Source organism: Dyella sp. Tek66A03 (genome assembly GCF_052567735.1).
The window spans coordinates 1,156,773-1,171,105 of the sequence record NZ_CP199584.1 but is presented as its reverse complement, the minus strand read 5'-3'; the positions used below and the strand labels follow the sequence as shown (position 1 = coordinate 1,171,105).

Here is a 14,333-nt window from a genome sequence, read left to right as displayed (position 1 = left end):
TGTCGCTTGCGGTGACGCCAGGGTCACCGCACCGTCGGTATGACTCAAGCGGACGGCAGGTGCGCCATCAGCTCGTGATAAAGGTGTTTGCGCAGGTTCTCGTCGGGCAATGACTCGAACACCGCCCGGCAGAATGCCGCCGTGAGCATCGAGCGCGCCTCGGTCAACGGAATGCCGCGCGAGCGCAGATAGAACAGCGAGCGCTCGTCGAGCTGGCCGACGGTGGCGCCATGCGCCGCTTTCACCTCGTCCGCATAGATTTCCAGCTCGGGCTTGGTGTCGATTTCGGCCTGACTGGAGAGCAGCAGATTCTTGCTGCTGAGGCTGGCATCGCTGCCGTCGGCACCTGGGGCCACCACGATGGCACCGCGGAACACGCCGCGCGAACGGCCATCAGCCACACCGCGCCACACCGACGCCGACGCCGTATTGAGCGCCTGATGGCGGATCGCCATCTGCGTGTCGATATGCTGGCGGCCCTGCAGCACGAACACGCCACGCGTATCCAGGCGGGACTGATCGCCTGCCAAGGTCACGTGGAGATCATGCCGAACCAGGGAACCGCCCAACTCCAAGGCATACAACATGGCCTGCGCCTGCGCATCCAGTTGCACGCTGTTGTGGCGCACCAGGGTGCTGCCCTCAGCGGCATCCTGCAGCGTGACGTGCTGCAACTGAGCTCCCTTGCGCAGCACGATGTCCATCACCTGGGTACCCAGATGCTGGTGCGTGCCACTGGCCGCGTGATGCTCGACCAGGGACAGCTCGGCGCCCTCGCCCAGTTCGATCACATGCCGGACGTGCCAAGCGAGATCGCCTTCGGCGGGCGCACCGACAAACAACAGATGTACGGGTTGCGCGATCTTTGCGCCTGCCGCCACCTGCAGCACCACGCCATCGCCAGCCAAGGCTGCGTTGAGGCGCGCGAATACGTCACCGCCTTCGCGGTAATGGCGCGACAGCGCAAAACGCAGCGGCTCGGCATCGCCCTGCAAGGCCTGCGAGAGCGGCTGCAGGTTCAGCCCGGCAGGCAAGGCATCGATACGCGAAAGGTCAGCACGGAAAACGCCGTTGACGAAGACCAAGGCAGGACCGTCCACACCCGGCAAGGCGAGCGCGGCGGCATCGACGTCGCGTGTGGCTGCCAGGGCATCGCCGGGCGCAAAACGCCGTTGGCCCAGCGCGCGTAGCGCCGTGTACTTCCAGGCTTCCATCCGCGTATCCGGCAAGCCGGCAGCGGCGAAGGCTTCAAGATTCTCGCGACGCGCGGCATCCAGCCAGCCGATATCGCTGCCGGGCAAGCGCGCCTGCGCCGCCGCTTGCAGCAGCGACTCGACGAACGGCATGCGTTGCGGCTCGCTCATGCCGACGCTCCCGTCAGTGCGGGATCCTTCTCAGTCACCCAGGCGTAACCCTGCTCTTCCAGCTTGAGCGCCAGCGTCTTGTCGCCGCTTTCCACGATGCGGCCATCGGCGAGCACGTGGACGAAGTCCGGCTCGATATAGTCGAGCAGGCGCTGGTAGTGCGTGATCACCAGGAAGCCACGCTCGGACGAGCGCAGCGCATTCACGCCCTGCGCCACCTGTTTGAGCGCGTCGATATCCAGGCCCGAATCGGTCTCGTCGAGGATCGCCAGCTTCGGCTCCAGCACGGCCATCTGGAAGATCTCATTGCGCTTCTTTTCGCCACCGGAGAAACCTTCGTTCACCGCGCGATGCAGCAGCTCGTCGGAGATCTGCATGATCTTGAGCTTCTCGCGCACCAGCTTGAGGAACTGCATGGAATCCAGTTCCTTCTCGCCGCGCTGCTTGCGCTGCGCATTGAGCGCGGCACGCAGGAAGTACGTGTTGTTCACGCCGGGAATTTCCACCGGGTACTGGAAGGCCAGGAATACGCCGGCCGCGGCGCGCGCTTCGGGCTCGAGTGCGAGCAGATCGACGCCGTTGAAGCTCACGGAACCCTCGGTTACCTCGTAACCTTCACGGCCAGAAATCACGTGGCCCAGCGTGGATTTGCCGGCGCCGTTCGGCCCCATGATCGCGTGCACCTCACCCGAGTTCACGGTCAGCGTGAGTCCCTTGAGGATGTCCTTGCCCTCGACGCGGGCGTGCAGGTTTTCGATCTTCAGCATGGCGGATTCTTCAGTTAGCGGCCCGAAGGCACGACACGATCAATAAGTGGAATCGATTCAATACGGACGGCGACTTCGCGCCACGGGCGCTGCGGATGCCGGGTGAAAGGGATCATCCCACCGCGCCTTCCAGCGACACTTCCAGCAGCTTCTTCGCTTCCACGGCGAACTCCATCGGCAGTTCGCGGAAGACCTGCTTGCAGAAGCCGTCGACGATCATCGACACGGCGTCTTCCTGGCCGATGCCACGGCTGCGGCAGTAGAACAGCTGGTCGTCGGAGATCTTGGAGGTGGTGGCTTCGTGCTCGACGATGGCGGTCGGGTTCTTCACTTCCATATAGGGGAAGGTGTGCGCGCCGCACCGCTTGCCGATCAGCAACGAGTCGCACTGGGTGTAGTTGCGGGCGCCTTCCGCGCCCTTCTCCACCTTCACCAGGCCGCGGTAAGCGTTGGAGCTACGGCCGGCGCTGATGCCCTTGGAGACGATCTTGGACTTGGTGCCCTTGCCGATATGGATCATCTTGGTGCCGGTGTCGGCCTGCTGACGATGATGGGTAAGCGCCACCGAATAGAACTCGCCGACCGAACGATCACCGCGCAGTACGCAGCTCGGGTATTTCCAGGTGATGGCCGAACCGGTTTCGACCTGGGTCCAGGAGATCTTGGAATCGTCGCCGCGGCAATCGCCGCGCTTGGTCACGAAATTGTAGATGCCGCCGACGCCGTTCTCGTCGCCCGGGTACCAGTTCTGCACGGTCGAATACTTGATCTGCGCCTTCTCCAGCGCGACCAGTTCCACCACGGCGGCATGCAGCTGGTTCTCGTCGCGCATCGGCGCGGTGCAGCCTTCGAGGTAGGACACGTAGGCGCCCTCTTCCGCGATGATCAAGGTACGCTCGAACTGTCCCGTGTTGATCGCGTTGATGCGGAAGTACGTGCTCAGTTCCATCGGGCAACGCACGCCCTTGGGGATGAACACGAATGAGCCGTCGGAGAACACGGCCGAATTCAGGGCTGCGAAATAGTTGTCGCCGGTCGGCACCACGCTGCCCAGATACTGCTGCACCAGGTCGCCGTGCTCGCGGATCGCCTCGCTCATCGAGCAGAAGATCACACCGGCCTCGGCAAGTTCCTTGCGGAAGGTGGTGCCCACGGAGACGGAGTCGAACACCGCATCCACGGCGACGCCGGCGAGCTTGGCGCGTTCGTGCAGCGGCACGCCCAGCTTTTCGTAGGTTTCCAGCAGTTTCGGATCGACTTCGTCCAGCGACTTCGGACCCTGCTTGGGCGCGGCGTAGTAGCTGATGCCCTGATAGTCGATCGGGCTGAGATTGAGCTTGGCCCAATCCGGCGTCGGCATGGTGAGCCAGTGGCGATACGCCTTGAGACGCCACTCGGTCATCCACTCCGGCTCCTGCTTGATCGCGGACAGCTGGCGGATAATGTCTTCGGACAAACCGGGCGGCAGGCTGTCGGTTTCGATGTCGGTGACAAAGCCGGCCTCGTAGCGACGGCCCAGCGCCTCGGCAACTTCCGCGTTGTCGCGAAGCGTGGTGGAGGTGTCGCTGCGTTCGGAGGTTTCGATGGTCATGGTCGTCTTCGTGTCGTCGTGGGCGGTCGAAGGAGGATCGGGGGTCATCCGATCAGGTTCGCGTCGATGCGACGACTGGGTGGTTTGAGCATGTCGGAGAGGCTGACGGCACGCAGGGCGCTGTCCACTACGCTGTTCACGTGCTGCCAGTTGCTGCGCACGCCGCATAGCGACTCGCGCTCGCACTGACCGACGGCCACGCTGCATTCGGTCATGCCGAGGGGGCCTTCCAGCGCTTCGACAATCTGCGCCAGGGTGATCTCCCCGGCCGGTCGCGCCAGCCGGTAGCCGCCGTTGACGCCACGGAAGGATTCCACCAGGCCGGCATGACCCAGCAACTTCAGCAGCTTGCTCACGGTGGGCAGCTCGAGATGCGTCTCATCGGCGATCTGCGCCGTGCTGAGCACGTCGTCAGGATGGGCGGCGATGCAGGTCATCACCACCGTGGCGTAATCGGTGAGTCGGCTGACACGAAGCATGGGGAAGCGGCCAGGACTGCTTGAATCGGGACCAAAATGGTACTGATTAACGAGGTGCCAGTCAAACCACGGCACTGCACCAAAAGTGGGCTTAGTCGTGCTGCGCCGCCCCGCTTTTGGGCAATGCGGAGTCCCTGGTTTCCCGTCACCTGCCAATACCTCACCGTCATCCCAGCGAAAGCTGGGATCCAGCGCCTCTGCAACCCCCTGAAGACACTGGATTCCAGCCTTTGCCGGAATGACGGTGACGGGCGTTGGTGATCAACATCGCACCACCCAAACCTTCCTGGCACGCATCGTGCTGCGCTGCCACATATCTACGTCATGGGGAGCTTTGGGAATGAAGTGGATTACGGCCATCATCAAACCGTTCACGCTGGACGATGTGCGCCAGGCGTTGACCGAGGTGGGTGTGACGGGCATGACCGTCACGGAGGTCAAGGGGTTTGGCCGGCAGCACGGGCATACCGAGCTGTATCGCGGTGCGGAATACGTGGTGGATTTCCTGCCCAAGCTGAAGTTGGAAGTGGCCGTGGCCGACGAGCAACTGGAACGCGCCATCGAAGCGATCAGCAGTACCGCCCGTACCGGCAAGATTGGCGACGGCAAGATTTTCGTCAGCGAGCTGGAACAGGCCATCCGCATTCGCACGCAGGAGGTCGACGTCGATGCGCTTTGATGGAAGGGCCCTGAAGGGCCGCGTGACACTAGCCTTGCTGGCCATGGCCGCCGCGGCACCCGTGTGGGCGCAGACAGCCGCCCCCACGCATATCGACAGCGGCGACACCGCGTGGATGCTCACGGCGACCGCCCTGGTGCTGTTGATGACCATCCCGGGCCTGGCCCTGTTCTACGGCGGCATGGTGCGTTCCAAGAATTTGCTGTCGATCCTGATGCAGTGTTTTGCCATCACCGCCGTGGTGTCGGTGTTGTGGATGCTCTATGGCTATTCACTGGCCTTCAGCACGAAAGGCATGCAGGCGGGCGTCACCAACCTGCATTCCTTTATCGGCGGGCTGGACCGCGTGTTCCTCGCCGGGCTCAAACCGGATTCGCGCTACCAGACGGTGCCGGAAAGCGTGTACGTCATGTTCCAGATGACCTTCGCCATCATCACGCCGGCCCTGATCATCGGTGCCTTTGCCGAACGCATGAAGTTCAGTGCACTGCTGTGGTTCAGCGGACTCTGGCTCACCATCGTCTATCTGCCGGTGGCGCATATGGTGTGGAGCGGACCCGGTTCGCTGCTGGGCGACCTGGGCGTGCTCGACTTTGCCGGTGGCACCGTGGTGCATATCAACGCCGGCATCGCCGGCCTGGTTGCTTGCCTGGTGATCGGCAAGCGTCGTGGCTACCCGACGGTGCCGATGCCACCGCATAACCTCGGCTACACCGTGATGGGTGCAAGCCTGCTATGGCTGGGCTGGTTCGGTTTCAACGCCGGCTCGGCGGTGGCCGCCAATGGCAGCGCCGGCATGGCCATGCTGGTCACCCAGATCGCCACCGCCGCCGCCGCGCTCGGTTGGCTGGGAGCAGAATGGATCCTGCATGGGCGTCCCAGCGTGCTGGGTATCGTCTCGGGCGCCGTCGCGGGCCTGGTCGCCGTCACCCCGGCTGCCGGCACCGCCGGTCCGGGCGGCGCGCTGGTGCTGGGCCTGCTTGCCGGCGTCATCTGCTTCTTCAGTGCCACGCGTCTCAAGCACAAGCTTCGCTATGACGACTCGCTCGATGTGTTCGGCGTGCACGCCGTAGCCGGCATCGTCGGCGCCCTGCTCACCGGCCCGCTGGCGTCGCCCAAGCTCGGCGGTTTCGGCACGGTGGAATCGCTGTGGGGGCAGCTGTGGATCCAGGCCAAGGGCGTGGGCTTCACCATCCTGTGGAGTGCCGTACTCAGCCTGGTCATCCTCAAGCTGATCGACTGGACGCTGGGGTTGCGTGTGGACGAAGAGCAGGAGCAGGTGGGCCTGGATTTGGCGCTGCACGAAGAGAAGGCTTACAACCTGTCGTGATCTCGGCTCCCTCTCCCCTCCGGGGAGAGGGCTGGGGTGAGGGGCCAATCTTGCGAATCCGCCAGATCGAAGGGCGCTCTGTAGAACTATTCCCGCGAGCACCCGCCCCTCACCTCAATCCTCTCCCCAAAGGGGAGAGGAAGCTAGAGCCGCAAGCCGCTAAGCTTTACGCATCGCCCCAAGCCGCACACCATGACCGCCTCCGACCGCGCCGCCGCCCGCCTTGCCTGGACCCGCTCCACCCTCGGCGACGCCACGCTGACACTCGAGCCCGCCTCCTCCGACGCCAGCTTCCGCAGCTACTGGCGCACGCATCACGCGGGCGCCAGCTGGATCGTGATGGACTCGCCGCCCGCGCAGGAAGATCCGCGTCCGTGGCTGGCCATGGGTGCGCGCCTCGCTGCCGCCGGCCTGCATGTACCGGCGGTGCACGCGCACGATCTCGAGCAAGGTTTCCTGCTGATCGAGGATCTCGGCACGCGCTTGTACCTGCCTGCCTTGAACGGCGACACCGCAGACCAACTCTACGGCGACGCCATGGATGCGCTGCTGCGCATGCAGTCGCGCATGGACTACAGCGACCTGCCACCGTTCGACCACGCCATGCTGGTGCGCGGACTGGAAGTCATGCCGGAATGGTTTCTCGGCCGACATCTCGGCCACACACCGGATTGCGACGAGTGGGACGTGCTGGAAGCCGCGTTCGACGTGGTGATACGCAACGCGCTGCAACAACCGCGCTCCTTCGTGCATCGCGACTTCCATAGCCGCAATCTGCTGATCGTCGACGACAACAATCCCGGCATCATCGACTTTCAAGGTGCCTTGGCCGGCCCGATCACGTACGACCTCGCCTCCTTGCTACGCGATGCCTATATCACCTGGCCGCGCGAACGCATCGCGGGCTGGGTGGAGTCCTATCGCTTGCGTCTGCTGGATGCCGGGATGATCGGTGGCGACGTCGACAGCACACGCTTCCTGCGTTGGTTCGATCTCACCGGCCTGCATCGTCATATCCGCGTACTCGGACAGTTCTATCGGCTGTGGTACCGCGATGGCAAACCCGGCTATCTGGCCGACGTGCCGCGGGTTTATCACTACGTAGTGTCGGTGGCACGCAGCTATCCCGAACTCGCCGAGTTCGTCGCCCTGCTTGAGCGTCACGCGCAAGGACGCGACCTGACCCAGGTGGCCGCCGCATGAGGCATGCGCTGATCTTTGCGGCGGGCCTGGGCGAGCGCATGCGGCCGCTCACCGATCACACGCCCAAACCCTTGCTGCCTGTCGGCGGCAAACCGCTGATCGTGTGGCATCTGGAAAAGCTCGCCGCCATCGACGTGCATTACGTGGTGATCAACACCTCGCATCTGGCCGAACAGTTTTCTGACACGCTTGGCGATGGTTCGCGCTGGGGTCTGCGCATTCGCTATGCGTACGAAGGGCCCACGCCGCTGGAAACCGGTGGCGGCATGCTCAACGCGCTTAGTCTGCTCGGGCCGGAACCGTTTATCGCGGTGAGCGCGGATATCTATAGCGAGTACGACTACGCCGCGCTGCCTCTACAACCGGCCGGCCTGGCCCATTTGGTGATGGTGCCCAACCCCGACTGGCATGCAACGGGCGACTTCGTGCTCGCGGATGGCCGACTGCATGAAGACGGCCCTGGGCAACGACTGACTTTCGGCAATATCGGTGTCTATCGTCCGGAATTCTTGCATGGCCAGGAGCCCGGCCGCTTCAAACTGCTACCGCTATACCAACAGGCCATGCGCGACGGACAACTCGACGGCGAGTGCTTCGGCGGCTTCTGGCGCAACCTGGGCAACCCCGCCCAGCTCGCCGAACTCGACGCTCAGCTGCGCGGCAGCTGAGCGAAAGATGGCCTGCCGCAAAATCCTGCCAGCTGGATGCCCGCGGTCGCCGACGGTATCCTAAACCACCCGGTTCAGTAGAGCGCCGGAGCGGCGCCACGGGCATCCCCAGTCGGTCGCGCCCATGACTCCCGCCTGCTGGCCCCGCCCGCTTCCATCCAAGGTGTGTGAAAGATGTCCGAACTGTGGTCCCACTTGGTTAGCTGGTTTGCCAGCCATGCTGTGCTCCCCGTACTGCAGTTCCTGCACCTGGAAGAACTCGCTGGCAATGCGAACGACATCTCGGGCGCGCTGCTGGTCGCCACGCTCCAGCTATGCATCATCGGCTTCATCTTCCGCCCGCTGGAAAGCGTGATGCCGGCGGAAAAATGGACCGACCGCAAGCTCACCCGCGTGGATTTCCAGTACACGCTGATGATGCTGATCGGCATCTTCCCCGTCTTCAGCTACCTGGTGCTGTCGCCGATCGCCAACTTCTTCGGCGGCCCCGACACCGGCCCCAGCGACCCCAGCGCCTCGCCGCTCGCGCTCACCCATTGGGTGCCGGTACTGAAAGAGCATCCATGGTTGCTGTTCTTCTGCTACTACCTCGTCTACGACTTCGCGTACTACTGGATGCATCGCATGCAACACGCGCTACCGTGGTGGTGGGCGCTGCACAGCATGCATCACAGCACGCGCCAGATGAATTGCTGGACCAATGACCGTGGCAGCCCGATCGATGGCTTTCTGCAATCGATGATCCTCGCCGTGGTCGGTATCGTGATCGGCGTGGAGCCAGAGCAGTTCGCGTGGCTGGTGCTGGTGGGCGAACTGATGCAGAACCTCTCGCACACCAACGTTCGTCTCGGTTTTGGCCCGGTATTCAATCGCGTGTTCGTGGCGCCCAAGTTCCACCGCCTGCACCACATGCTGGTCGATCCGACCCGACCGAAGCTGCATAACTGCAACTTCGGCCAGGTGTTCTCGATCTGGGATGTGCTGTTCGGCACCGCGCTGTACGGCGAACCGCCGCGTCCCACCGGCGTGGGCGACCCGATGGTCGACGACGACAACAACCACAACCTCATCGGCCTGCACTGGAACGCGATCAAGCGCTTCTGGGGCGCCGTGCGCCGCCCGGCTGGCTGGAAACTCGGGGAAGTGGCGTTCGGCCCCGACTACCGACCGATCCCCGTCGACCAGCTCGACCTGCACGCACTGGGGCACCACGTGCTGCAGCCCGCCCATGCTTTGCACGAGGCGGAAAGCACCAGCACGACGGTCCGCGAAAGCGCCGAAACGGCCTGAGCCCAGGACAGCGGCAGCCTCCTGGCTCGCTAGGGAATTCAAAAAGCGCTGGTCTGCATCGCCGTGATCACGCGAACGCGACTTGTGGTGGGAGCGACTTCAGTCGCGACAAACCCTTGCCTCGTTGTTCGCCATGGCGTCTGAAGTCACTCCCACCCATCGCGTTGGCTTGAAGCGTGCGGTCCCGGGGCTTGCGCGTCGACAGGCGCGATCAAGCTGCCGCCTACGGAATCGAAGGGGCGGCTTCCCGTTCGGCCTTGGCCTGATTCAGGAAAACTCGATACACGACCTTCACATATCGCATGTAGGAATGGCCCTAGCATCCCCTATGCCGCTGGCTGCCCCCCGCCTCAAGCTGAACGGCCGCCACCGGATAGTGACGCGAGCACGCATCGCCGTGTAGCGTGTGGCGCGTGGCCAGACCATCGAGGGTTCTATGGATACACAAGTGCGGAACATGGCGGGGCAGGATCCTCGGCACACCGATAGTATCGGCAGTCCCCCACGGAACCCCTTGCCAGCAGTCTGCGACGTTTCGGTAACCAATGTATGCAACGCGGCCTGCGACTTCTGCGGATTCTCGCGCGACAAGAAGCTGGCCGGCCCGGCACGCTATCTTGCGCCAGACGAGTTTGAGCGCGCACTGCCGATCCTGCGCCGACGCAAGATTCGCTACATGACGTTTCAGGGCGGCGAGCCCCTGGTTCACCCGCAGATCGAAGCGCTCGTGGCCTCGGCCACCAAGGCCGGCATGCAATGCGGTCTGATCACCAACGGCTGGTTCCTTTCCAAACACATCGAGAAGCTGGCAGCCGCCGGTCTCAAGCGCCTGCTGGTATCGATCGACAGCGCGAACATGGGCGAGCATGAGCACAACCGCGGCCTGCAGGGTTTGGAGGCCCGTATCGCCGACGGCATCGCACGTGCGCGCAGCTTCGGCATCCCGGTCTCCGCCTCGGTCACCGTGAGCCGTCTGGTCCATTACGAGTCGTTGCCTGCGACGCTCGAGCGGCTTGGCTTCGACTCCGTCTCGTTTTCCTATCCAAGGCGCGAGGCGTTCGGCTCCTCGTCGCTGGTCTACGATGAAACGTCGACGCTCGTCGACCTCAGTGCTGAAGAAATTCTCGACGCCTTGAGCGAAATCGCCCGCCTGAAAAAGCGTTTTCGCGTGATGGATCCGAATGCAGCGCTCGACGAGGTCGCCCGTTTCGTGCGCGGCGAGCAGCAACTGATTCCCTGCGTCGGCGGCAGCAAGTATTTCTATCTCGACTGGAACCTCGATATCTGGCGCTGCGAGGCCTGGTCAGAGCCCATGGGCTCGGTCTTCGACTTCGATCGCTACCCCGATCAACGCGAGCCTTGCAACGCCTGCATGATGTCGTGCTACCGCCATGCCAGCGTCCTGATGCACGGCGCCATGGCCGTGGCCGACTCGGCACAGGCCCTCGGCAGGGGCGACTTCCGCTCGGCCGTCAGCTCATTGTTCCAGCGCGGCGTCGCGACTTCACTGTGGGCGCTTTCGCGTGAAGAGCTACCCAGCATGAGGGCCACCTCCCTGACGAAGCGACGCGCCGCGTTCCGTGCATCGTCGAAAAGTGAACTAAAGCCGGATCATCCGTGACCCGTCCCCAGGAAACCCGACGTTCGGACCTGGCACCATAGCCATGATCTGACCTAGACCCAGAAAGAAAAGCCGGAATCCAAGGATTCCGGCTTTTCTTCATCGTGCGCGGATGACTAGAAGCGCTGGGAGTATTTCACGTAATACGCACGGCCGATGTCAAACCCACCGTAGTACCCGAAGGAGCTGGTCGGCTTCGAGTACATAATTGGGCCGACCTTGTCGAAGACGTTGTTCGCGCCGACCGCGATAATGCCCTTCCACGGCATGGTCCAGCGGAACTGCACATCGTTGAACGTCGTGCTGCCGACGCGACGCAGCGGATAGGCACCATTGAACGCATCAATATGATTCGGATCGTTGCATTCTGTCTTGTATGAGCACCTCTCCGCCATGCCCGAGTAATAGCGCATGGTCCAGGTCGCACCGAAAATGCCGTATGTCCAATCCAGCGTCAGGTTGGAACGGATACGGAAGTTGGGACCCATACCTGTGAGCGGCTGGACTATGGTCTTCGGGTTATCGTCCGCCTTGATATCAAGATAGTCGACATATGTGGTGTTCCAGCGAGCCGCAAACTTGCCCAGCGAGGCGGTGGACAGGCGGTAGTTCACACCAAAATCGTAGCCTTCGGTTTTCTGCCAACCCTTATTGGTCCAACCGTAGAACATATTGGTGATGACCCCCGTAGCCGGGTTGCGCTGGAAGCGGTCGCAACGCGATGCAATACCCGCTCCGTAGCAGTCATCCAGAATGTCCTTCACGCTGTCCTGGTCGATCACGTTCTTGATATCGATCTTGTACCAGTCCAACGAAACGTCGAAGCCCTCCACGAAATGCGGATTGTAGATAAGGCCAAGCGTGCGGGTCGTGGCGGTTTCCGGCGTCAGGTAGGGGTTGGAGCCGGTGGTGAACTGGTAACCGGTCTGGCACGGATAAGTCTTGCAAGGCAGCCCACCCTGGCCCAGCTGCTGGAAGCCAGCGGCCACCGGCGGCTGGCCGCCGAAACCAGAGACACAGCGCGAGGCTACCGGTGGGTTTTTCGCCGCTGCACCATTCTGCGAATCGCAGGGGTCGGTATAGTAGGAGAAACTGCTGCCGATACCGCCGTAGAGATTCGAAATGGATGGCGCGCGAAAGCCTTGCGACCAGCTGCCACGTACCAGCAGGTCATCAATCGGCTTCCACTTGATACCGAACTTCCCGTTGGTCGTGTTGCCGAAATTGTTGTAATCGGAATAGCGGGCGGCGACGTTGACCGTCAGTTCGCGAGCCATCGTCATGTCCTTCAGCAGCGGCGCCTCGAGCTCCAGGTAGGCCTCGTTCACACGATACTTGCCCGAGGTGGTCTTTGCCGGCAGGCCAGAACTCAGACCCGCCTGATTGAACGCATCCGGCACGAAGCGACCTTCTTCTTCGCGATGCTCCACGCCCACGGCGACACCGAGGTCACCCGCGGGCAACGAAAACAGCGTACCGGCCAGGTTGGCGGTGTAGTCGACCGTGGTGGTCTTGCCGGTGTCGTGATACTCGGGGAACAGGAAGTTCTGCAAATCCGGATCGGCCAGGGAGCCCGCGCCCGCCTGGCCGTAGGGCAGCAGTGGATTCCAGGGCACGCAGCCGGTAATCGCTTTACCGTTGCTGCCGCAATGTACCTTGCCATCGGAACCGGGGAAAGACGGCCCAAGCGCGGCCTCGGCGTTGATCAGATTGAAGTCGCCGTGACCGATCTTCAGCATGTTGTTGCGATTTGTCATCGCGCCAACATCCCAGTTGAAGGTGCGTCCGCCCAGATCAAAATAGCCCTCAAAGCCCGCCGTCCAGCGATAGGTTTCCAGCTGGCTATCCGTGGTGCGAGGCATTTCCCAGCCGCGGCGGGCGAAGTTGACGGTCTTGCCCAGCGGGTTGAAATAGCTCTGACCCGATAGTGGTGTTCCGAACGAGGCCGACTGGTATGGATAGCCCGCGATCTGCTGCAAGGTGCTGCGCTTGTTGTAGAGGAAGTCTGTCTTGAAGGCGATGCTGTCGGACAGGTTGTACTTGCCGGCGACGAATAGCGAAGTCTTCTCCAAGCCGGTCTGCAACATCATCTGCTGGTTGGAGTTCGCGTATTCGGCTGCCGTGATCGGATGATAGTTGGCGATGTTGCGGGGATCTGTGCCGTGCGTGAGCGTGCAGTTCGCCGTTTTACCGCCCGGGCCGCAGGGACCAGAGAAATAGCCGTTCTGGCTCACCGCACTCCATCCGTCGGAGGGCCCCGGATGATTCGGCCCCGACGGGTAGGCGCTGAAGTCGCGATCCTTGGCCCAGACCGGATTTTCCTTCTGGTATTGCGCACTCAGCATGATCGAGCCGCGCTCGTTCGCAGTGCCGAGGGTGAAGTCGTAGCTCTGCTTCTTGCCGTCGCCCTGCTCGTACTCGCCGACATAGGCGTTGGCCTCGGCGCCGGTGAAGTTGCTGCGGGTGATGACGTTGACCACGCCCGCGATGGCATCGGAGCCATAGATCGATGAAGCGCCGTCCTTCAGCACCTCAATGCGCTCGATGCTGGACACTGGAATCTGGCTGAGATCCTGTAGGCCGGTTGTATTGGCGCCCAGGCGCTTGCCATTGACCAGGACCAGGGTACGTTCGGCCCCCAGATTGCGCAGGTCGACGTAGGAACCGCCCACATTCTCACCGGAGGACAGCGCTTGGGCACGGCTGATCGGCGGCGTGCCCACTTCAGTCAAGTTCTGCAGGATATCGGCGACCGAGGTGAAACCCTGGTTCTCGATTTGCGCGCGGTTGATGATCACCACCGGCTGGGCGGTTTCCACATCCACACGCGGAATGCGCGAACCGGTGACCGTGACCATTTCCAGCTTCTTGGCATGCTCAGCATTTGCCTGACTGCCACTCTCCTGTGCGAATGCCGTACCAGCCAGGCTCATTAGAATCGCGCCTACTAAGGCAGAGCGTCGTGGCTCACCGCCACGATTCAACGTCGGATACTTCATCACTCATTTCTCCCCGTAACGGCCCAACGTGCTGGGCAAAGAAGCGAGGCCAACCGTCAAGCGCGGCGGCCGCTATGACCGGCCGGATTGGCTGGTTGCCCAGCACTCCCTGGCTCGGGAACCTCCGTGGACGTCTCGTCCCTACGACTGCAAGAGCAGTCGCCTCCCGGGACGTCACGGAGGAACGGGGAAAACCATAAAGGGATTTCTTACGATTTTTGAGCGGGAAATTAGCGCCGCACCAATTGCTTACAAGCTGTTAGTCAAACACTTACGAATGTGCGATGCGCCTTATCCATCTGGAGTTGCATGCCGACGTAATGAGCTGATGTTTACTTACAG

11 protein-coding genes are annotated in these 14,333 nt (G+C 62.6%); 6 read left to right on the top strand and 5 right to left on the bottom strand.

Features of this window, described 5'->3' with window-relative positions; all coding sequences use genetic code 11:
- Positions 1-44: 44 nt before the first annotated feature.
- From sufD to ACT01B_RS05140, 4 genes are all read right to left on the bottom strand, one after another.
- A complete protein-coding gene (gene sufD, locus ACT01B_RS05155; protein WP_445146307.1) occupies positions 45-1,364 on the bottom strand; it encodes a Fe-S cluster assembly protein SufD in 1,320 nt (439 codons plus the stop codon).
- On the bottom strand, positions 1,361-2,131 hold the full coding sequence (sufC, locus tag ACT01B_RS05150) for a Fe-S cluster assembly ATPase SufC (protein ID WP_445146306.1): 771 nt from the start codon (positions 2,129-2,131) through the stop codon (positions 1,361-1,363). Before sufC ends, sufD begins: the two co-directional genes overlap by 4 nt.
- Positions 2,132-2,243: 112 nt before the next feature.
- Entirely contained in the window at positions 2,244-3,722 is a 1,479-nt protein-coding gene (gene sufB / locus ACT01B_RS05145; protein ID WP_445146305.1) for a Fe-S cluster assembly protein SufB, read from the bottom strand.
- A gap of 44 nt (positions 3,723-3,766) precedes the next feature.
- On the bottom strand, positions 3,767-4,201 hold the full coding sequence (locus ACT01B_RS05140) for an SUF system Fe-S cluster assembly regulator (RefSeq protein WP_445146304.1): 435 nt from the start codon (positions 4,199-4,201) through the stop codon (positions 3,767-3,769).
- Between the two features lie 340 nt (positions 4,202-4,541).
- Between ACT01B_RS05140 and ACT01B_RS05135 the strand changes: the two genes are divergently transcribed.
- The 6 genes from ACT01B_RS05135 to ACT01B_RS05110 all read left to right on the top strand — a co-directional run bounded on the left by ACT01B_RS05135 (position 4,542) and on the right by ACT01B_RS05110 (position 10,992).
- Positions 4,542-4,880, top strand: a complete 339-nt coding sequence (locus tag ACT01B_RS05135) for a P-II family nitrogen regulator (RefSeq protein WP_445146303.1) — start codon at positions 4,542-4,544, stop codon at positions 4,878-4,880.
- Positions 4,870-6,210: an ammonium transporter gene (locus ACT01B_RS05130; RefSeq protein WP_445146302.1), complete on the top strand. Its 1,341-nt coding sequence runs from the start codon at positions 4,870-4,872 to the stop codon at positions 6,208-6,210. Before ACT01B_RS05135 ends, ACT01B_RS05130 begins: the two co-directional genes overlap by 11 nt.
- Positions 6,211-6,402: 192 nt before the next feature.
- Positions 6,403-7,413, top strand: a complete 1,011-nt coding sequence (locus ACT01B_RS05125; protein ID WP_445146301.1) for an aminoglycoside phosphotransferase family protein — start codon at positions 6,403-6,405, stop codon at positions 7,411-7,413.
- Positions 7,410-8,081, top strand: coding sequence for an N-acetylmuramate alpha-1-phosphate uridylyltransferase MurU (gene murU / locus ACT01B_RS05120; RefSeq protein WP_445146300.1), 672 nt, complete (start codon positions 7,410-7,412; stop codon positions 8,079-8,081). Before ACT01B_RS05125 ends, murU begins: the two co-directional genes overlap by 4 nt.
- A gap of 174 nt (positions 8,082-8,255) precedes the next feature.
- A complete protein-coding gene (locus tag ACT01B_RS05115; RefSeq protein WP_445146299.1) occupies positions 8,256-9,371 on the top strand; it encodes a sterol desaturase family protein in 1,116 nt (371 codons plus the stop codon).
- A gap of 514 nt (positions 9,372-9,885) precedes the next feature.
- Positions 9,886-10,992: a radical SAM protein gene (locus tag ACT01B_RS05110; RefSeq protein WP_445146298.1), complete on the top strand. Its 1,107-nt coding sequence runs from the start codon at positions 9,886-9,888 to the stop codon at positions 10,990-10,992.
- 116 nt (positions 10,993-11,108) lie between these two features.
- Here ACT01B_RS05110 and ACT01B_RS05105 read toward each other — a convergent pair whose 3' ends face one another.
- Complete coding sequence (locus tag ACT01B_RS05105) at positions 11,109-13,925, bottom strand: TonB-dependent receptor plug domain-containing protein (RefSeq protein WP_445146297.1); 2,817 nt, start codon at positions 13,923-13,925, stop codon at positions 11,109-11,111.
- Positions 13,926-14,333: the final 408 nt, after the last annotated feature.

Coding starts and splice junctions, on each gene's coding strand:
- sufD (WP_445146307.1), bottom strand. CDS start 1,364: ATGAGCGAGCCGCAACGCATGCCGTTCGTCGAGTCGCTGCTGCAAGCG.
- sufC (WP_445146306.1), bottom strand. CDS start 2,131: ATGCTGAAGATCGAAAACCTGCACGCCCGCGTCGAGGGCAAGGACATC.
- sufB (WP_445146305.1), bottom strand. CDS start 3,722: ATGACCATCGAAACCTCCGAACGCAGCGACACCTCCACCACGCTTCGC.
- ACT01B_RS05140 (WP_445146304.1), bottom strand. CDS start 4,201: ATGCTTCGTGTCAGCCGACTCACCGATTACGCCACGGTGGTGATGACC.
- ACT01B_RS05135 (WP_445146303.1), top strand. CDS start 4,542: ATGAAGTGGATTACGGCCATCATCAAACCGTTCACGCTGGACGATGTG.
- ACT01B_RS05130 (WP_445146302.1), top strand. CDS start 4,870: ATGCGCTTTGATGGAAGGGCCCTGAAGGGCCGCGTGACACTAGCCTTG.
- ACT01B_RS05125 (WP_445146301.1), top strand. CDS start 6,403: ATGACCGCCTCCGACCGCGCCGCCGCCCGCCTTGCCTGGACCCGCTCC.
- murU (WP_445146300.1), top strand. CDS start 7,410: ATGAGGCATGCGCTGATCTTTGCGGCGGGCCTGGGCGAGCGCATGCGG.
- ACT01B_RS05115 (WP_445146299.1), top strand. CDS start 8,256: ATGTCCGAACTGTGGTCCCACTTGGTTAGCTGGTTTGCCAGCCATGCT.
- ACT01B_RS05105 (WP_445146297.1), bottom strand. CDS start 13,925: ATGAGCCTGGCTGGTACGGCATTCGCACAGGAGAGTGGCAGTCAGGCA.